20 protein-coding genes and 2 tRNA genes are annotated in these 19,533 nt (G+C 40.6%); 10 read left to right on the top strand and 12 right to left on the bottom strand.

The annotated features are described in order from the left end of the window. Positions 1-106: 106 nt before the first annotated feature. The 3 genes from V7K98_RS10565 to V7K98_RS10555 form a co-directional block, all read right to left on the bottom strand. Positions 107-1,327, bottom strand: coding sequence for a transporter substrate-binding domain-containing protein (locus V7K98_RS10565; RefSeq protein WP_335021462.1), 1,221 nt, complete (start codon positions 1,325-1,327; stop codon positions 107-109). Beyond that, positions 1,317-2,609 carry an RNA-guided endonuclease IscB gene (gene iscB / locus V7K98_RS10560; protein WP_335021460.1) on the bottom strand — a complete coding sequence of 431 codons (1,293 nt, stop codon included), beginning with the start codon at positions 2,607-2,609 and terminating at the stop codon, positions 1,317-1,319. The genes V7K98_RS10565 and iscB overlap by 11 nt, the downstream gene beginning before the upstream one ends. A 421-nt stretch (positions 2,610-3,030) precedes the next feature. Next, positions 3,031-5,022: a zinc metalloprotease HtpX gene (locus tag V7K98_RS10555; RefSeq protein WP_335021458.1), complete on the bottom strand. Its 1,992-nt coding sequence runs from the start codon at positions 5,020-5,022 to the stop codon at positions 3,031-3,033. 411 nt (positions 5,023-5,433) lie between these two features. On the opposite strand from V7K98_RS10555, the gene V7K98_RS10550 reads away from it, so the two are divergent. The 3 genes from V7K98_RS10550 (at position 5,434) to V7K98_RS10540 (ending at position 7,518) form a co-directional block, all read left to right on the top strand. After that, positions 5,434-6,741: a glutamate-5-semialdehyde dehydrogenase gene (locus V7K98_RS10550; RefSeq protein WP_335021456.1), complete on the top strand. Its 1,308-nt coding sequence runs from the start codon at positions 5,434-5,436 to the stop codon at positions 6,739-6,741. Between the two features lie 266 nt (positions 6,742-7,007). Beyond that, positions 7,008-7,286 carry a BrnT family toxin gene (locus tag V7K98_RS10545; protein WP_335021454.1) on the top strand — a complete coding sequence of 93 codons (279 nt, stop codon included), beginning with the start codon at positions 7,008-7,010 and terminating at the stop codon, positions 7,284-7,286. After that, on the top strand, positions 7,249-7,518 hold the full coding sequence (locus V7K98_RS10540; protein WP_335021452.1) for a BrnA antitoxin family protein: 270 nt from the start codon (positions 7,249-7,251) through the stop codon (positions 7,516-7,518). Before V7K98_RS10545 ends, V7K98_RS10540 begins: the two co-directional genes overlap by 38 nt. Positions 7,519-7,567: 49 nt before the next feature. On the opposite strand, the gene V7K98_RS10535 is transcribed toward V7K98_RS10540, so the two are convergent. Further along, complete coding sequence (locus tag V7K98_RS10535) at positions 7,568-8,983, bottom strand: isochorismate synthase (RefSeq protein ID WP_335021450.1); 1,416 nt, start codon at positions 8,981-8,983, stop codon at positions 7,568-7,570. Positions 8,984-9,280: 297 nt separating this feature from the next. Between V7K98_RS10535 and menA the strand changes: the two genes are divergently transcribed. Genes menA through V7K98_RS10520 form a run of 3 tightly spaced genes read left to right on the top strand, consistent with a single transcriptional unit; the run spans position 9,281 to position 12,598 of the window. Continuing rightward, positions 9,281-10,177 (top strand): 2-carboxy-1,4-naphthoquinone phytyltransferase, encoded by an 897-nt coding sequence (menA, locus tag V7K98_RS10530; RefSeq protein ID WP_335021448.1) that lies wholly within the window; start codon positions 9,281-9,283, stop codon positions 10,175-10,177. 40 nt (positions 10,178-10,217) lie between these two features. Further along, positions 10,218-11,231, top strand: coding sequence for an o-succinylbenzoate synthase (locus V7K98_RS10525; RefSeq protein ID WP_335021446.1), 1,014 nt, complete (start codon positions 10,218-10,220; stop codon positions 11,229-11,231). Continuing rightward, positions 11,216-12,598, top strand: coding sequence for a 2-succinylbenzoate--CoA ligase (locus V7K98_RS10520; RefSeq protein WP_335021444.1), 1,383 nt, complete (start codon positions 11,216-11,218; stop codon positions 12,596-12,598). Before V7K98_RS10525 ends, V7K98_RS10520 begins: the two co-directional genes overlap by 16 nt. Before the next feature lies 1 nt (position 12,599). Here the strand turns inward: V7K98_RS10520 and V7K98_RS10515 are convergent, their stop codons facing one another. From V7K98_RS10515 to V7K98_RS10490, 6 genes are read right to left on the bottom strand one after another with little or no spacing between them, the layout of a single operon-like run. Beyond that, positions 12,600-13,028, bottom strand: a complete 429-nt coding sequence (locus tag V7K98_RS10515) for an acyl-CoA thioesterase (RefSeq protein WP_335021442.1) — start codon at positions 13,026-13,028, stop codon at positions 12,600-12,602. 21 nt (positions 13,029-13,049) lie between these two features. After that, the gene (locus V7K98_RS10510) at positions 13,050-13,241 is read right to left on the bottom strand and encodes a type II toxin-antitoxin system VapC family toxin (RefSeq protein ID WP_335021440.1); all 192 of its coding nucleotides are present in this window, start codon (positions 13,239-13,241) and stop codon (positions 13,050-13,052) included. Positions 13,242-13,245: 4 nt separating this feature from the next. Further along, entirely contained in the window at positions 13,246-13,512 is a 267-nt protein-coding gene (locus V7K98_RS10505) for a type II toxin-antitoxin system VapC family toxin (RefSeq protein WP_335021438.1), read from the bottom strand. Beyond that, positions 13,509-13,775 (bottom strand): hypothetical protein, encoded by a 267-nt coding sequence (locus V7K98_RS10500; protein ID WP_335021436.1) that lies wholly within the window; start codon positions 13,773-13,775, stop codon positions 13,509-13,511. Before V7K98_RS10500 ends, V7K98_RS10505 begins: the two co-directional genes overlap by 4 nt. After that, positions 13,754-13,894, bottom strand: a complete 141-nt coding sequence (locus V7K98_RS10495; RefSeq protein WP_335021434.1) for a hypothetical protein — start codon at positions 13,892-13,894, stop codon at positions 13,754-13,756. Before V7K98_RS10495 ends, V7K98_RS10500 begins: the two co-directional genes overlap by 22 nt. A 7-nt stretch (positions 13,895-13,901) precedes the next feature. Further along, on the bottom strand, positions 13,902-14,117 hold the full coding sequence (locus tag V7K98_RS10490; protein ID WP_335021432.1) for a hypothetical protein: 216 nt from the start codon (positions 14,115-14,117) through the stop codon (positions 13,902-13,904). Positions 14,118-14,267: 150 nt separating this feature from the next. Between V7K98_RS10490 and V7K98_RS10485 the strand changes: the two genes are divergently transcribed. After that, on the top strand, positions 14,268-16,574 hold the full coding sequence (locus V7K98_RS10485) for an NACHT domain-containing protein (RefSeq protein ID WP_335021430.1): 2,307 nt from the start codon (positions 14,268-14,270) through the stop codon (positions 16,572-16,574). Between the two features lie 81 nt (positions 16,575-16,655). After that, a complete protein-coding gene (locus tag V7K98_RS10480) occupies positions 16,656-17,009 on the top strand; it encodes a four helix bundle protein (RefSeq protein ID WP_335021429.1) in 354 nt (117 codons plus the stop codon). 51 nt (positions 17,010-17,060) lie between these two features. Here the strand turns inward: V7K98_RS10480 and V7K98_RS10475 are convergent. Together V7K98_RS10475 and V7K98_RS10470 are read right to left on the bottom strand one after the other, a co-directional pair. Continuing rightward, positions 17,061-17,145: transfer RNA gene (locus V7K98_RS10475), tRNA-Ser, on the bottom strand. A 99-nt stretch (positions 17,146-17,244) separates the two neighbouring features. After that, positions 17,245-18,174, bottom strand: coding sequence for a TIGR04168 family protein (locus V7K98_RS10470; protein ID WP_335021427.1), 930 nt, complete (start codon positions 18,172-18,174; stop codon positions 17,245-17,247). A gap of 149 nt (positions 18,175-18,323) precedes the next feature. Between V7K98_RS10470 and nadA the strand changes: the two genes are divergently transcribed. Together nadA and V7K98_RS10460 are read left to right on the top strand one after the other, a co-directional pair. After that, positions 18,324-19,298: a quinolinate synthase NadA gene (nadA, locus tag V7K98_RS10465; RefSeq protein ID WP_335021425.1), complete on the top strand. Its 975-nt coding sequence runs from the start codon at positions 18,324-18,326 to the stop codon at positions 19,296-19,298. A 123-nt stretch (positions 19,299-19,421) separates the two neighbouring features. Further along, positions 19,422-19,507, top strand: a tRNA-Tyr gene (locus V7K98_RS10460). Positions 19,508-19,533 lie beyond the last annotated feature (26 nt).

Below are 19,533 nucleotides of genomic sequence, written 5' to 3'. Positions count from 1 at the left end.
TCCCAATTCCCAATTCCCAATTCCCAATTCCCAATTCCCAATTCCCAATTCCCAATTCCCAATTCCCAATTCCCAATTCCCAATTCCCAATTCCCAATTCCCTTTTTCAAGATTCTTTAGCAGAAAACCACTTATCATATAACGATTGATAAGTGCCGTTTTCTCTGAGATTTAGCAGAGCTTGATTAATTGGTTTGCGGTAGGGACTGTTGTTAGGCAGAATGATTCCGTAGCTTTCTTCACGTAAGATAGTGCCAACAATCTGTACTTTCCCTTTACCTTCGTTGGCAGCATAGTAGAGAAGTACAGGTGCATCAAACACCACGGCATCAGCTTCTTTTGTTTGCAAAGCATTGTAAGCTTCCTCAATTTTGGGGACTTCTGAAACCGAAATATGATGTTCTCGCAGATATGTGGCTGCTGTGCTACCCGCAGTTGTAGCCACTACCTTGCCAGGTAAATCGTCTATACTTCTGATATCGCCCTGAAGTTGCTGCACAGTTAATGAAGTAGTCACGCTGGCTGTAAAGTAGGCGACAAAGAGGACTCCGATAAACATCCAGACTACAGCTATTAAACGTCCCAGCGCTCCCTTGGGCATTTCATCGGCTTGGGTTGCTAATGTGGCAGATGCCCACCAACAGGCTTTGAAGATGCCAGGAAAGTATGATTGAGAAATCATCCCTTCTGTATGATTGCGTTCAGATAACCAAACAATGTGGGCTACTAAGACAATTAGCACTATCGCAATGCCTATCACCTGCAAGAGGCCAGTAGAGAAAAACAATTGCAAAATATTTGGAAAGGCACTGCTTTTACTCTCTAGCTTTCGTACCATAATTTGCAGCCCTCCAGCAAAAATGGGTAATGAGAAGTCAAAATTCTGTTCGCGTTCGGCTGTAATCGATATAGCTGCAATCCCTAAGTTAGCTTTGCTGTCCTTAATAGCAGAAATCAATTCTGGTACACTGGAATATTCAATAAATTTAGACTCTACACCTATTTGGGTAGCAATGCTGCGCCAGAGGTCAATACTAAATCCCGATAGTTCGCCTTTGTTTGAGAACACAAAGGGCGGTATAACTCGTGTAGCAACTAATAACGGTTGTTGGGGTTTTGGTTTTTGAGCTAGTCCTGGGGATGCGATTAACAAAAATGCCAGAATCCCACCTACTAATGCTAGGCAGGTACACAAAACTATGGAACGTCTGGTTTTGTTTTTGCGGTTATGTCTGTCAAAATAACCAATCGAGCTTTTCCTTCCAGCTATAAGTTGGCGAAATCTAGTAGCGATCGGTACTCCTCTAGTCGTTGATTCATTGGACATTTGTGGAAAACGCATACATATACCCATCGTTACGATGAATTGATCTACAGTACTTATGGCGAACAGGGCTAACTTTGCCTATCGGTGTTCTCATTTCAAAAACCCCGCTTTCTCGGACGGTTAGCCTACCAATATGAGTACCTACAAACTTCCCTGTTGGAAGGATTGCCCGTACCATGTCTCCAGTCTGGAAACTAAAGAAAGTCTTGCATCGTGTTCGATGACGGACTGGGAAACCGTACTTATTGGGTGTACACATTTGACGGTTTCCCCACCCTTTAGCAGTGATTAACAAAGGGGTTGATGTGAGGATTTGCAAACTATCTACTATCCCTACGCAAGCCGCATCTAGCCAGTGAGTTTTAGGGATCGATAGCCTGACTCGGTTGTATTTAGTCCTACCACCTGTCCCCGTTTCTACAGGTAAGCCAGTGCTTTTGAGTTTGTTGAATAATGCCCAGCGAGTTGAGTTAACTGCTGCTGCGTCAATGAGAGTAAGTTTAGCTTGTCTCAAAATACGGGATAGAACATTAGGCTTTTTGGCTAGAAAGTCATTAACATCTTTGTTTCCCTTCTTTTGGTTGCAATCATGGCAAGCTAGTGTCAGATTAGAAATTCTATCACTTCCTCCCTTTGATTTTGGATGAATGTGTTCAATCTCAAGAGGGACATTTTCAACGCCACAATAAGCGCATTTTCTGCCCCACTTTTCAAGTAAATATTCCCTGACTTCATATCCAGCAAGTTCGCCTTGTTGGTATTCCTTGCCGGATATTTCAGGATTTTGCATCGATTGAAGATCAAATTTAACTAACTCTTGGGATATGCCAGTAATCGACACATATCGAGTTATCCGATTAACCCAAGTTAAGATATTTTCAACTCTAGAGTTAAGACTCGGTGCTAACCATCCTTGGGAACGACTACGGTTAAGAAAACGTGGTTTCCGGTAACGGGTCTTACGGTTACGACGGTTGCGGCGAATAGCGTGGCGTGATTCTAAATCGTTTTTGATTTGTTGCCCACGGTGAGTTAATTCCGCACCCCAGACAACTTTCTCACCTTGCATAATTGCTAATCCAGTAGTTTTAGAACCTGGATCAATTTTTAACTGATGTGGTTCTATTCCAGTATTGGGAACCGCGTATTTCAAGATAATTGTGAACGGGTAACGGCGATATATTGCCGCTTGCTGCATCTTTAATAATCGTCTTGCCTGCCCTGGTGGTATTGGACTTAATGGTTGTTTGTTGGTGTCAAGCACAAATACAAAATTAGACATTTATTGTCCTCCCATTACTGGGGTTATGTTTTCCTCGCTAATGTTTTAAAAACTTGTTAGGTCAAAGACACGGACTTAACCAAATAAATCTGTTTAATCTTTGACGACAGAGCTACAAGCTGGAAAGCACCTGTAGGTGTCATGATTTTTAAAACGTAGCTTTCGCTTAAGCTGGCTATCTATTCAGCTTCCGTACTAGATGTCTAGTTTTGTCCACTGTTTGGTGAATAGCATTTATCATCAAAATCATCTTAGGGGTATATGCAAGGTATATTTATCATGCCCACCCCAGATCAAATATCACAAATAGTATCAAGAGTGCTGAGTGCTGAGTCAATACGGTTCAGATAAGCCCAGAACCCTTATGTAGAGACGCGATAAATCGCGTCTCTACAACCGTCAAAATGGGTTTAACAGATTACTATCTACTCAAAAACATAGTCAATACCACTCCCAGAATAATCGATCCACCACCAAGGATGAATGACCAGAAACGATGGTAACTGTTGACAATAGTGCCATTTTCACTCTGGAGTTGAATCAGATCCATCCAAGGTGCAACACCTCGACGGAACCAACCCACAGCCCCCACTTGTTCACCAATCAAACTTTTCACTCGCTTCATCCCAAACAAGAAATTGCCAATGGGGCCAAAGCGTGAGGCATAATGCAAATAAAGCATCCCGCTACGATCTTGAATTTTTAAATCGGAACCAAACTTATAACCAGCGTCGCCACGACCAATAAGTAAACCTTCCAGCTTTGCAGGTTGTCCGCGTAACGGACTGGCATAAGGGTCTGACATCAGAGTGAGAATGTCAGTTTCTGCTGCTTGCTTGTAGTCGGGGAACATCACCAAGGCTTTAACCAGAATCCCCATTCCTAAACCGATAAGTGGCGCACCAAATCCTAAACCTGTATTTGGAGAACTTGACCACAGAATTACACCTATTACCAAACCAACCAAGAAACCAATTGTTTCAGCGCCATACAGCACAACATCTAAAAAGAAGTTGCCGTAAAGCCTACTCTTACTCAGAGTTTTGCCTTCTCCAATAACTCGCCCCATATCAAACTCAGTTGATAAACCCAATTGTTCGGCATAAGTGCTTAATGCACGAACTCGCTTACCTGTCAATGGATGAGTTGAATTTAATTCCATCCACCAGCCCCAAGGGTTAAACATATCCCACAGAAAGACGCGACCAATTTTTTGGGTATCGGATGAAATGCGGTAAGCGGTTCCTGTAGAAGCGGCGGCTTTATGATCGTAGATACCCAAGGCACGAGTCCCTTCAATTAAACTGCTGGGTTCTTGTGTCCGCGAACCTTCTTCTAATATTCCGTAGGCAATCTTCACTAAAGCGCGGGATAATCCATTGGGATTACCTGTACTTTCGGCTGCAAAGTGATCAGCAAAGTATTCCCGTGTGCGTGAGAGGTACAGCAGTAGATAAGTACCAATGATATAAAAGACGTAGGCAACTAAAGCAGCAGTTTGGATGGCATCTTTAATTTTGCTATCGCCACCACGCCCTAATCTTCTAGCTGTGATGTAAATTAGGTAGCAGATTTGCACTAAGGTGGAAGCGATAGTCATCACTGCAAAGTCCCAGTGGACAATGTGCCCCAATTCATGGGCGTAAACTGTAGCAATTTCATCATCATCCAGATATGTGAAAAGTCCCTGGCTGACGACTAAGCGGGCGCTATTCGGTAATGAACCGTAAGTAAAAGCTGTGGGGTTTTGGTCGTTAATGATTCCTAGCCGTGGTGCTTTCAGCTTTTTCTGTTCACAGACTTGGCGAATAACTTTAGCTGTCTCTGGACTAAGGCTTTCAACTTCAGCTAACTCTACCCAGCGAGTTTGGTAAAGCCAGCTTTGAGTTAAGTCCATGAGAAATGGAGATAGGAAAAAGGCGGCGATATTAAAGACTAGGGTAATACCAATAGCGATCGCTAACCCTTGGAGTGGATCGTTGCTACCGAAGATAAATACTAAGCTTAAACCTAAAACAAACACCATGCCAAACAACAAGGTCATGGTGACACCAGAAGCTAATGCTAAACTACCACCCACACCCCCCATCGCTAATTTCATCCCAGTAGTGGCGGCACGTCCAGCTTTTTGCCTGGTGTTAGATTGGGTTGCTGACGTTTGGCGGAAAGATTGACTAGCTTGTTCTGCCCAACTGCGAGTTTGTGGGTTTTCACTCATCATTAACTTTTGACAGAGGATTTTGGCTTTTTCGATTTCGCCTGTGGCTTGATAGGCTTTCATTAGCCACATCTGTGCTGAAATATAATCTGAGGAATCGTGTTCAGCGCAATCGCGGCAGAATTTTTCGAGCAATTTAACCGCTTCTTGATAACGCTTGTCTTTTAAGGCATCTAATCCAGATTGCAATGACATAGGATCTCCCCAGTAAAGGAGTGGTATTTAATCGAACAATACTCAATAGATCCAACTCTCGTCACTACAATTTCGCAAAAGTTCAAATAATGGCAGTATAAATTGCTTATTTAAGAAAAAGGCTAGAGAAACATAAATTCTGATGTCTCTCTAGCCTACGGTACGCATAAATCATTTTTAAGGCTTTCAAATAATGCCTGTAATAATACTTAGAATATTTATATAGTAGTTAAGTTGTTACTCTTTCTGTGCCTGTATTTCATATTCACAGAATAAATGTTTTGAACCCAGTTTTGCCTCACCCGATCAGAGTAATTGTTGATTACCCAGATGGTTCACCCGATTGGAGGAAGACGATAAGCAACGATCGACTGAGATTGATAAGATGAAGAAAAGGTAAAGATTTTTGCTATGACTATTTTTGATATTAGTTCTCCCCTAATTGCGATCGCCCAAAAAACCCGCAAAGCCTCAAGTAAGCTGGCGATTCTCTCGACTGAGGCAAAAAATCAAGCAATTGTTGCGATCGCGCAAGCTTTAGAATCGGCTAAAGATGAAATTTTACAAGCAAATGTTGCAGATTGTGAAGCTGCTAATGCCGAAGGAATTCCCCAACCGCTTTATAAACGCTTGCAGCTAGATGAACATAAATTAAGAGATGCGATCGCTGGGGTACAAGATGTAGGTAGGCTAACCGATCCAATTGGTAAAATCCAAATTCACCGCGAACTTGATACTGGCTTAATTCTCAAACGAATTACTTGTCCTTTAGGCGTTTTAGGGATTATTTTTGAAGCACGTCCAGAGGCGGCGATTCAAATTGTTTCCTTAGCAATCAAATCGGGGAATGGTGTAATTCTTAAATGCGGAAAGGAAGCGGTGCGTTCTTGCGAAGCGATCGTTAAAGCAATTAAACAAGGATTATCTGAAACTGCTGTTAACCCTGATGCGGTACAGTTATTGACAACAAGAAAAGAAACTTTAGAACTTTTGAAATTAGATAAATATGTAGATTTAATTATTCCTAGAGGTTCTAATTCCTTTGTGAGGTTTGTACAAGAAAATACACGCATTCCTGTATTAGGTCACGCTGATGGAATTTGTCATCTTTATATAGATAAAGCTGCCGATATTTCTAAAGCAGTTCCGATTACTGTTGATGCCAAAGCACAATATCCTGCTGTTTGTAATGCGATTGAAACTTTACTAGTTCACCAATCAATTGCTACAGAGTTTTTACCCAAAGTTGCTGCTGCTTTACAAGAACGCAACGTAGAATTAAGAGGTGATAAATGCACCTTGGAAATTTTGCCTAACATTGCAACTGCAACAGATATAGACTGGGAAACAGAATACAGCGATTTTATTTTGTCGATAAAGATTGTAGACTCGATAGAAGCTGCGATCGCTCATATTAACGAATATGGTTCTCGTCATACTGACGCGATTATCACTGAAGATTCTGAATCTGTTGAAACTTTCTTTGGATTGGTAAATTCAGCCAATATATTCCACAATTGTTCTACCCGATTTGCTGATGGTTTCCGCTATGGTTTCGGTGCAGAAGTAGGAATTAGTACACAACAAATGCCACCGCGTGGGCCTGTTGGTTTAGAAGGATTAGTGACATACAAATATCAAATGACTGGTGATGGACATATTGTAGCTACTTACACCGGGGCGAATGCTAAAGCTTTTACTCATCAGGATTTAGTGTAAAATATCATCAAAAGTATGGGTTTTAATGTTAATAGTTTATAGCGGTTTTCTGTTGAGTGACATACAAGAACCCCACCCCCAACCCCCTCCCCGCAAGCGAGGAGGGGGCTATAATGTAACTCATTTGATTAGGAAACAGTCTTTTTAAACTAATGCTTTCAGTATTTGTAGGGGAGTTTGGGGGTATCTTTGAGTTTGAAAACAGTTTCTAGTTGTATAGATGTACGATAATAGATATCAGCCAAGTTAGCTTTCTTTTAACTTTCATGCAGTTTGAATGGGATGAAGCTAAGAATCTCGAAAACATTCGCAAACATAAAATTGACTTTGCCGATGTCCCTAAAATGTTTGATAGTACGATGCTAATTGAGCTAGATAACCGTTTTGATTATGGTGAAGAACGCTGGGTAGGTATCGGTTTTCTCGGTAACGGCGTAGCGGTAGTCATCTGGACAGAACGGCAAAGTGATGTCATCCGAATTATTTCAGCACGAAGGGCAAATCGATATGAGCGCCAACGATTTGAACAATATATCACATACTAATTGGGAAGCATTGGAATCGATGTCAGATGATGACATTGATTATTCTGATATTCCACCGTTAAACAATGAGTTTTTCGATAAAGCAATGTTGAGATTACCAGCAACTCAAGCACAGAACTTAATTCAGATTGATCCAGATGTGATATCTTGGTTTCAATCTCAGAGTGTCGAATACAAAACACTCATCAATTCTGTCTTGCGTCAACACATCGAAAATAGTAGTGGCAAATGAGTAAAAATGTAGAAATTACCCGATAATTTTCGCATTTTAGTTACTTCATTTAAACTAATGCTTTGAGTAAAGCCTGAAGTTTAAGCTGCACCTCTGCAAATTCTTTGTCAGGATCAGAACCAGCGACGATACCAGCACCAGCATACAATCTCGCGCGATCGCCATCAATCAATGCTGAACGAATTCCCACAATAAACTCACAGTTTCCTTGAGAATCTATCCAACCTAGAGGCGCAGCATACAAACCTCTTTCAAAACTTTCGTAACGACGAATTTCGGCACAGGCTACATCTCGTGCTGCACCTGCAACGGCTGGTGTAGGATGCAATTGTCCAACAATCTTTAACGGGTGGATGTTGGCTGGAACTACAGCACTTATTGGTGTCCATAAATGCTGGATATTCGATAATTGTCGCAGCCGTGGTGCTAATATTTGTGGTGACAAACCTAGTTGTTGTAGGCGTTGGGTAATAAAATCAAGTACTAGCGAATGTTCGTGCTTTTCTTTTTCACTATTTAGTAAGCGATTGGCATTAGCCGCATCTTCAGCAGGAGTTTTACCTCGTGGTGCAGAACCAGCCAAAGCATCTGTAATTAACTGTTGATTATTAATACTAATTAATCTTTCTGGACTTGCACCAATAAAGTTTTGTCCTTTGCCATTACTTGTAGAAAAAATATAACAATTAGGATGATTTTGTCTAAGATTATTTAAGGATTTAACTAAGTCAAAGTTATTGCTTGATTTTACATCTAGTATATCTGCTAGGACAATCTTACTTAAATGACTAGACCTAATTTTTTCTAAAACAGATACTACTGAACGTTTAAACTGAGTAGCATTTGAGACAGATTTTTTGTAAAAGTTTGTCGGAAAAGAATCAATATTAGTAGAGTAATATTCTAAAGATTGGATAAATTCAATTTTATTTTGCACATTCTCCAACAACCTTTGAATATTTGTATTTTCATTAAGAATTATATTTGTTACTAATATACAACGCTGATTTTTAACAGCTACTTGCCAACGTGGAAGAAAAATGGTAGCAGATGGAAATGGATAATCCACTTGGGCGTTTTTATCAAAAAAGCTGAAATAAGAAAAAAAGTGAGGCCCAGAAAAAGGTTGATTAGCGTTACCAAAATTAATTATATTTTTTAGACAAGATTTGATAAAATATTCAGCTTGAGTAAAACGATCTGCACCATCAATCTGTAATTTTGCTACAGAATCAATTGCTGCGATCGCTTCGCCTTTAGCTCTGTCCTCAAAGTAAAAATTTATTTCATTTGCTTGTGTAAGTCGATCCAATACAAGTAAAGGATCAACTAAATCGATCTCTTGAGAGATACTGACAATTTGCTTATCATTATTTTGGAGGCACTTTTCTTGGACTGATAACAGAAATTGATATAAATCTTTGCGCTCTACAAACAAGTTGCTACGACATGGTGAAACTGTCATGGATCTAACGATAGTAAATTTTTTTTAAGTTACTTCCTAAAGTGTAATTAATCGTGGTCGTATTTTTATAGGTAACATATTAAGTTGCCATTTCACCAGCGTAGGATTTGCTTTATTCATGGTGTTCCTAGACCATAATAAGACAGTTTCAGCCTGAAACTGCAAGGTGAGGGTGAGTGTTAACAACACAAGGTTAACAAGTGATAGTTGTTTATATATCACCCATATTTAGCGCCTCTTTAAATCATAAAATCTCAAGTGTGAGTAATATTCCGGTAATTTAATTAATCACAACTGATGACTACCAAGCAAATTTTATATCCCAACACTAAGTTATGGATGGCAGCGATTAAGCCGCCAATGTATAGCGTTGCCATTATGCCCATTTGGGTAGGAACAGCAGTAGCTTATGCTGAAACTAAAAACTTTAATGGTGTAGTATTTTCTACTTTTGTAGCTGCGGCAATCTTAATTCTTGCCTGGGAAAATATCAGTAATGATGTCTTTGATTCAGAAACAGGTATCGATCAAAACAAGCATCATTCTCTGGTGAATTTAACTAGCAATAAGCTATTAATATTTTGGATAGGAAATTTTTGTTTAGGTTTGGGGTTGCTGGGCATATTAGCGATCGCCTTTTGGCAACAAGACCTAACTGTTATCGCCATCATTCTACTATGCTGTGGTTTGGGCTATATGTACCAAGGGCCTCCCTTTCGCTTAGGATATCAGGGTTTAGGCGAGATTCTTTGCTTTTTTGCCTTCGGCCCTTTAGCAGTAGAGGCAGCGTATTACAGCCAGACTCAAACTTGGTCAATGACAAGTTTAGCAGCCTCAGTGATTGTCGGCATTGCCACAACCTTAGTTTTGTTTTGCTCACATTTTCACCAAGTTAAGGATGACATAGCGGCAGGTAAGCGATCGCCTATCGTCCGTCTAGGAACCCAAAAAGGGGCGCAACTCCTAGTTTGGTTTACTGCTAGCATTTATCCCCTCACCTTGCTGTTTGTACTATTAGGGATTTCTCCAGCTTGGACATTACTGAGTTGGGTAAGTTTACCCTTTGCCGTCAAATTATGCCGCCACGTCCAAGAAAATCACAACCAGCCAGACAAAGTTAGTAACTGTAAATTCATCGCCGTAGCCGTGCATTTCTGGGCTTGCTCGTTGTTCGGCTTGGGATTTATTCTCTAGGGCATTGGGAATTGGGCATTGGGCAGAGGGAGAATGACAAGTGACATATAGATTTGAATTTCGTCCTTATCGGCGAAGATTTTTGCGATCGCTTACCACCAATCATGGTAAGTGGGATATTCGTGAAGGTATTATCCTCTGTCTTACAAATGAATCAGGTAAAGTTGGCTGGGGAGAAATCGCCCCCATTAGTTGGTTTGGTTCCGAAACCCTAGAACAAGCCTTAGATTTTTGTCGCCAACTCCCACAAGAAATCACAGACGAAACTATTTTCTCCATCCCAGATGAGTTACCTGCTTGTCAATTTGGCTTTGAGTCGGCCTTAGAGGGAGTGGGGAGTGGGGAGTGGGGAGTAGGGAGTGAGGGAGATAAAGAAAATAATTTCATAATTTCTAACTCTTCACTCCTCCCCTATAGCGGGTTACTACCATCTGGGGAAGCGGCTTTAAGTCAATGGCAAACATTGTGGCAGCAAGGATATCGCACGTTTAAATGGAAAATCGGAGTGGGTGCGATCGCTCATGAACTAAAAATTTTTGAGTCACTGATACACACCTTACCAGCCTCTACCAAACTGCGATTAGATGCTAACGGTGGACTTACCTATGAGGAAGCTAAATTATGGCTGTGGACTTGCGACAACCTCAAAGTAAATGGAGAAATACCCCTAGAAATTGAATTTATCGAGCAACCGCTACCTGTTGAGCAATTTCAGGAGATGTTGGAATTAAGTAGGAGTTATAAAACTGCGATCGCAATAGATGAATCTGTCGCCACACTTGCACAACTCGCTGCCTGTTATCAACAAGGTTGGCGAGGGATTTTTGTCATCAAGCCTGGAATAATTGGATCACCATCTCGTCTGAGACAGTTTTGCTACGAGTATGAAATTGATACTGTATTCTCATCAGTATTTGAAACTGCGATCGCAAGACAGGCAGCACTCCAACTAGCAGCCGAATTATCCCAAAACAATAGAGCAATTGGTTTTGGCATCGACCATTTTTTTGAACAAGAAGAAACGTGGTTTCAAACTTTATGGAACGACCTTTAGACTGTCTTAATAACCTGGCTCAAGATGATTGGCTTATCGGTTATGACAGCCGCCAATTTAATAAAATAGCTCAAGAATTATATTTAGAACTAACACAATTATCAGCGTCTGGAACATCACCAAAAATCATCTTAGCTGAACGCGAACCAGTACGGTTTTTAGCAAGCTTTATTGCCGCTTGTGCAGCTAATTGTCCAGTTTTTCTGTGTAACCCCGACTGGGGAACACAAGAATGGCAGCAAGTCTTTGATTTAGTACAGCCAGATATTATTTTGGGAATGGGGCATGGGGCATGGGGAATGGGGCATGGGAATAATACTCAATGCCAAATTCCTAATCACATCATGATTTCTACAGGTGGTTCATCGGGACAGATTAAATTTGCTATTCATACTTGGGAAACTCTCACAGCATCTGTACAAGGATTTATAAAATACTTTCAACTAAAGCGAGTTAATTCGTTTTGTGTATTACCGCTATATCACGTTAGCGGTTTAATGCAATTTATGCGTTCTTTCACTACGAAAGGTAAATTGGCTATTCTGCCATTTAAAGCTGTAGAATCTGGTCAAATATTAAATATTAAACAATCAGAATATTTTATATCTTTAGTACCAACACAGTTACAACGCCTTCTACAAAATCCAGAATTAACTGAATGGCTATCCCAATTTAATACTGTACTTTTGGGAGGTGCGCCAGCATGGAACGAACTACTAGAAAAAGCCAGATTTCATCGTATCCGATTAGCACCTACCTATGGCATGACAGAAACAGCCTCTCAAATTGCCACCCTCAAACCAGATGATTTTCTCATCGGTAAAATTAGCAGTGGTCAAATTCTTCCCCACGCCAAAGTAACTATTCAGAATCAGCAAGGCGAAATTTTAAATTCCAATCAAATCGGAAATATCACCATTCAGGCTCAATCTTTAGCCCTTGGTTACTATCCGATAACCAGAGAAAATCAAACTGATTTCCAAGTAGATGATTTAGGATTTTTAGACAATCAAGGTCATTTAAATATTGTCGGACGTAACAGCGACAAAATTATTACAGGTGGAGAAAATATTTATCCAGCAGAGATTGAATCAGCTATACAAGCCACTCAAATGGTTGCCGATATCTGTGTCATCGGCATCCCAGATAAACATTGGGGACAAGCCTTAACAGCGATTTATATTCCAAAAAAATCAGATACCTCTGCCTTAAAAATTCAAACCCTACTCAAAGACAAACTCAGCAAATTTAAAATCCCAAAATATTGGATTCCCCAGCAAAACCTACCCCGCAACTCTCAAGGTAAAATCAACCGCCAACAATTACAACAAATAGCCACAGAATTCCTCCAAAACCCCATTACATAACCTATCTCAACCTTCTTCTCTCTGCGTCTCTGCGGTTCGTTTCCAACCACTGAATAATCTCATCAGCTAATTCTTGCTTACTTCTACTACTTGCATCAATACAAACGTGCCTAGTAATAGCCTTAGCAACTACCACCTCACCCACACTAATTTCATAAGTAACTTCAAACTTCTCAACACCTATTTTTTGGGGAATTAAACTAATCAGCAACTTGTCCCCGACAAACATAGGGCGCAAAAAATCGACACTAGCATGAACAATAGGAAACCCCACAGACGGATTAGTAAAAAAGTTTTTGAGATTAATACTTGATGCTTCTAAAGATTCTTCATAAGCTTCATGGCAAATAACCAAAACGTTAGCAAAATAAACTACCCCAGCAGCATCAGTATCTTGAAAACGAACCGTGCGGTTATAAGTAAAAGACATTTTTGATAATTGAATTACAAATTATGTTGACTCTAACGGCGGAACCTCGAAGTCATTAAACGAGGAAACATTGTAAGACGAAGCGTTTAAAGCCTTCACCAGCTTACCGTCAAGAGTCAGCAAAGTAGCACCTACCTGATGTGAAAGTGCTACATAAGAGCCATCGTAGGCAGAGATTCCATAATTTAATGCGATCGCAACTGCATCCGCCATCAAGTCAGCCGTAGAGACAACACGCTTTAGGGTTGCTTTTGAGAGTAGCTAAATCTGCTGGCACATCACCAACAGCATAAAGTCTGGCGCGGACATACTTCCAAATGATATTCCCACACTCAATGTAAAACAGGTCTGGGACAAAGATTGCAGTTTCGGGATTAGCAAGATGAGCAAACAGTTGATTAACCTTCGGAGTTAGTGGATCGTCTGGTATAAATTGCTTAATAGCTACACTTGCGTCTACAACACATCTGAGAGGGATAGTCATCTGTCTCTGTCTTCTCGGATTAATGCAGTACTATCAGGCCATTCGCCATCAGTCTGGCGACTCTCACGGCGAAGGCGGATTTCCTCTAGAAGTTTTGGGACATTTTTTCGTCTTTCTTCTTCCGTTTGCTGTGTTTTTGCCTGCAAAGCATTCTGCAAAATTGTAATAACTTGAGCATCAACTGAGCTATTTTCAGCTTTAGCTAACTGTTGCAGCCGTTCGTATAACTCATCGGGAATATCTAGCGTATGAAGGTTAGCCATTGATTGACCTCCCAAAAGAATTTATTGGTAATGGTAGCATGATGGCAGTAGCAGGGAGAGGTTAGAGGCGATCGCCTTTGGTTTGTGGGTGCGATCGCTTTATTATCTCTACTACCCACCTGTTTATTAATCCTTGTCTTTTGATTTCTCTGACAGAGATTTTAGTGATGTTTTTCGTAAGACCCAATCAAGATAAAGTACAAGAATCTGCATTTTCAGAAAGTTGTTAGCACTTTTGATATTTGCATCACTCAGTAGCCATTTACAAAACTTTTCTAGCAGTATTCCAACAATAACTTCAACAGACTTATTTACAACCAGAGGGATTAGTGTTTCTAGCATTGCGATCGCCTCAGTAGCTTGACTGAGTTAAATGTCGCAATTTTCTTTTGTAGTTATTTATCTGACTTACCTTGACTTAGCCTGACTTAACTCCACATTTTGATAAAAACTTTGGCTACACTGGCTTATAAGTATTTGTGGGAGTGGTCAATGTCTATACCAGAGGACTTTCTTAAGCAACTGGAGCAATACAGTGAATTGTCGCACCGAGAGAAAGAAGTCTTTGTGGAAATATTCGGTCGCAGTAAGAATCGAGTCCACGTAACTCAAGAATTAAATATTTCCGAAAGTAACCTCAGCACTTGCCTTACAGGTATTTACAAAAAATTTTGCATCACTGGTAACGGCCCTGTTAAAGAAAGCCGCTTACGGGAGTATCTGAGCAAAAGATACTCACAGCGAAAACCCTCTGGCGATTTGATTACAGATGATGTAAATGATTCTATTGATACCTTAGTGCAAGAAATCCGCAAACAAATCAAACCCTACATCAAAGAAAAGTGCGGAACCATGCGGGTATTAGATATGCCTAAGCCAATTGAGTTAACAGGAAAACAAGGTATTTACACAAATGTCAATATTCTGGAGGCAATAACGGGACGAAGACGATTAAAAGTTGCGGAACTAATACAAATCTGTGACCATGATAATTTTGAGCGACTTGGACTTAGCGGAGTAAAACAGAAACGAGTCTCAGGATTAGAGGTTGTACAGCGTTATAGTAAGCTGATGGTTTTAGGTAAACCAGGAGCAGGAAAAACCACTTTTTTAAAATATCTAGCAATGCAGTGTATTGAAGGGGGATTTCAAACAAACAGAGTTCCCTTATTTATCACATTAAAAGATTTTGCAGAAGCACCTAAAAAACTAGATGTTTGGAAATTTATTGTTCAACTATTATCAAGCTGTGGGGTAACTCATGCCAGTGTAGTAGTAGAGAAACTGTTGAAACAGGGTAAGGCATTGGTATTGCTGGATGGGTTAGATGAAGTACGAGAGGAAGACACCAAGTGGGTTTTACAACAAATTCGGGAATTTTCTGACTTGTTTCATACTAATCAGTTTGTAATTACCTGTCGTATTGCTGCCAAAGAATACACTTATGAAAGTTTCACAGAAGTGGAAATGGCAGATTTTGACGAAAAACAAATAGCAATTTTTGCTCGAAATTGGTTCCAGTTGACTGATCCAGTTAAAAGTCAAAGATTCATTCAAAAACTGAAGGATAATAAACCAATCCAAGAACTAGCAAGTAGTCCTTTACTTCTGACATTATTGTGTTTGGTGTTTGGAGATAGTGGAGATTTCCCAGCAAACCGTTCTGAACTTTATCAAGAAGGATTAGATGTATTACTGAAAAAATGGGATGCCAAACGCAACATTGAGAGAGAGCAGGTGTATAAAAACCTATCTTTGCAGCGTAAGGAAGACTTGCTGAGTCAAATAGGCTTAACTACCTTTGAGCAGAAAGACTATTTCTTTAAGCAGAAAACTGTCGAAGCATACATTGCTGATTTTATTCGCAACTTACGCAATGCTGACACAGATCCAGAAGTATTGAAACTTGATAGTGAAGCCGTTTTAAAGTCTATTGAAGCACAGCATGGTCTATTAGTAGAACGAGCAAAGGGCATCTATTCCTTTTCTCACTTAACGTTTCACGAGTATTTTGCCGCAAGAGAAATAGTTGCCAACTCTGACTGGGAAACTTTGCTAGAGCATATCACAGAGAAACGCTGGCGGGAAGTTTTTTTACTCATAACAGGGATGATGAGGAAGGCTGATGATCTGGTGTGGATGATGAAGATACAAATTGATAAACTTTTAGCACAAGATGAGAAAATACAGCAATTTTTAGTATGGGTAAATGAGAAGACCATTTCAGTTGTAACTATTTACAAACCAGGGGCAGTTCGAGCTTCATACTTTGTCTTTACAGATGAAATTATGAATAATATTACTATTTGTAACGCGAATGGTAAATATATATGTTACTCTGATTTAGCCCAAAAAATAGATCAAAGATTATTTAAAAAATATCAAAATAATGAAATTTCTATTGATAATCTAATGTCTTTCTTGATTAGTAACTCATTAGAGGTTGATTTCTATCATAAAAATTTATGTAGTCTTGTTGAAGATATATCAAACTCAGATTTTCAGCAACAGATTAGAGAGATTCAGAATGAACTACCTAGTTTAACTCAAGATAGAGAAGTTCTTTTACAGTGGGCAGTTACCGATAGATATATTTGGGTTGAAAAACTTCGCTCTGTAATAATAAAAAATCGTAATATTGGGCATGACTGGCAATTCAGCGACATACAGAAGAAACTGTTAAACCAGTATTATGATGCAAATAAACTCTTGGTGGATTGCTTAAATAGTGATTGTTATGTTAGCCGAGAAGTCAGGCAGGAAATTGAAGATACCTTGTTTTTACCAATTAAAAGTTAAGAATTTAGTAAAAACTGAGACAATGCCAAACACAAAGGAGAAAACGGTATAGTAATTTATTTTAATTTTTAATTTTGACTAATGAAGAAAGATATTTGCGATCGCACTTTTACTTTTTCAGTTCGTATAGTCAAATTGTGCCAGTTTTTAGATGACAAACCAGGAGTAGCGCGAACACTTGCTCAACAGTTGTTAAGGTCAGGAACATCGATTGGAGCTAATGTAGAAGAAGCACAAGCTGCTCAAAGCAAAGCAGATTTTATCAGCAAGCTCATGATTGCACTAAAAGAATCCCGTGAAACCCGGTATTGGTTAAGATTGCTTATTGCTTCCGAAATAGTACCTCAAGAAAAAATTAGTCAACTCCAATCCGAAGCCGAAGAACTAACCAAAATTCTTGGTGCCATAATTATCTCCACCAAAAGCCCCACCTAACCTCATCCTCTTCAATTTTTAATTTTTAATTTTCAATTTTTAATTCCTAAACGGAGAGGGGGAGATTCGAACTCCCGGAGGTTTTACCCTCATCCGATTTCAAGTCGGACGCGATCGACCACTCTGCCACCTCTCCAGTAAATCTGTCAAACTCGTGTATACCCTACTTTCAGACGCTATTCAGGCGCTTTTGTTGGTTAGCACTAAACTTGACAGATCATACTATACCCTATATCTACGCAGATTGCACTACTGGATTCGATCGCTCGTACAAAATTTCCTCCTTAGCCACCTGAAAGTCATTCCCCACCCAAACTAAGGAAACTTGCGAAACCACACCCGCCTCTAGGGTGACAATGGAAAAGTTACGCAACTTCTCGCCACCATCTTCCACAATCCTGGGGACACTAGCCGCATTTAAGTAAATTGTCCCCTCTGGACTTCTAAAGATAGGTTTGCGCTGCACCTTCTTGGTATGGCGTAAATCTCGGTGCATGTGACCAAATGTCACCAGAGGAATGGTTTTACCAGCAGTCAAGGCATGAGAAATCGCCTCGCCAAAATCTGGATCGCCAAAGTCGCCGCCAATTGGGTGCCAGTCTTTGCCGCAGGGGTCTTCGGGGCGATCGCCTAACCCACTAGGCCCATTGTGACCCAAAAATATAATTGTCTCGTAAGCGGCACTTTTGATCGCTTTCACGATGCGATCGGCGGATTCTTCCAAACTCGTCACACCGTAACGTTCTTTACAGATTTCCGCGAATTTCCACTCTGGGCCACCCCAGGTAAAGGGACGACCCCCCACTACAGTTAAATTCCAAGCGGGAAAATCCAACTTACCGTAACCGACATGGGACACGCCTAATAAATCGAGTTGTTCCTGTACCCAGTCTTCCTTAGAGCGGTCATAAGGAGCCTTTTTGCGTCCCCATTCGGTGGCGGTGTACCAGGCATCGTGGTTGCCCATTACGGCTGCTTTGGGAATATCGAGAGATGCGATCGCTCTGACCACTTCCACCGACTCATTGCCAAAATCCCCGACAAACAGCACTAAGTCAACACCCAAATGCTTGAGTGCAACGCCATCTTCCACTTCCCATTGGTCGTGAACATCTCCAACTACAGCAATTTTCAGGGTTATCGATTGAGTTTCTTGACTGGTCATGCCACTTTCCTTGCCGTCTATCTCCAGGATATGAAACTCAGCCCGATTTGGACACAATCCCAAAATATCAACCGCCCACTATTTTTGGTAAAAACTACTATAATTGATTCCACAGGACATAAATTTGCAACATAAAGCACCCCTAAACTGTGTTTACTACTGCACTAGCTCAACGAGAAAAAACCCAACTGGGTGAACTACCACTCTTATTGTTTGCCGCCATTGAGAGTCTCAAAAAAGACCTCAACGCAGTTATCCTGGCACATTATTATCAAGAGCCAGATATTCAGGATATTGCCGATTTTATTGGGGATTCATTACAACTAGCGAAAGCCGCCGAAAAAACCAATGCGGATGTGATTGTCTTTGCTGGTGTTCACTTCATGGCAGAAACAGCAAAGATACTTAATCCCCATAAATTAGTACTTTTACCAGATTTGAATGCTGGTTGTTCTTTAGCAGACAGTTGTCCACCAGAGGCGTTTGCAGCTTTTAAGGCAGCGCATCCAGATCATTTGGTGGTGTCTTACATCAACTGCTCTGCTGATATCAAGGCGATGAGCGATATTATTTGCACCAGTTCCAACGCTGTGAAGATTGTAGAGCAGATACCAAAGGAACAGCCGATTATTTTTGCCCCAGATCGGAATTTGGGGCGCTATGTGATGGAACAGACTGGACGAGATTTGGTGCTATGGCAAGGTAGTTGTGTTGTCCATGAAACCTTTTCAGAAAAGAAAATTGTCCAGTTAAAAATTGCTCACCCCGAAGCAGAGGCGATCGCACACCCAGAATGTGAAAGTAGTGTATTACGCCACGCCAGCTTTATTGGCTCCACAGCCGCTTTACTCAAATATTGTCAAAACAGCCCCACCAAAGAATTTATCGTGGCGACAGAGCCGGGAATCATTCACCAGATGCAAAAACTAGCTCCTGACAAGCACTTTATCCCTGCCCCCCCGATGAATAACTGCGCTTGTAACGAATGTCCGTTTATGCGCTTAAATACCCTAGAAAAGCTCTACTTGGCAATGAAAAATCGCACTCCCGAAATTACCATGTCAGAGGATATTCGCCTTGCAGCACTGCGTCCGATGCAACGAATGCTGGAAATGAGCGCGTAACCAGTATTTTTATCAGATGGTAGAGACGCAATTTTGCTGCGATCTCTAACCCACAAGTTATTTTTTCTAACCACTTGCTATTTCTAAAACATGGTGCTAAGATTTTGAATCGTGAGACAAATCGGGTCGGTGTCCGAGTGGTTAATGGAGACGGACTGTAAATCCGTTGGCTAGCGCCTACGCTGGTTCAAATCCAGCCCGGCCCACCACTTACGAAGTTATAAGTTATAATGAC

Source organism: Nostoc sp., from assembly GCF_036917435.1.
Lineage (GTDB): Bacteria > Cyanobacteriota > Cyanobacteriia > Cyanobacteriales > Nostocaceae > Nostoc.
Note: the sequence above shows the minus strand (reverse complement) of the source record. Positions and strands in the feature narration are given on the sequence as shown.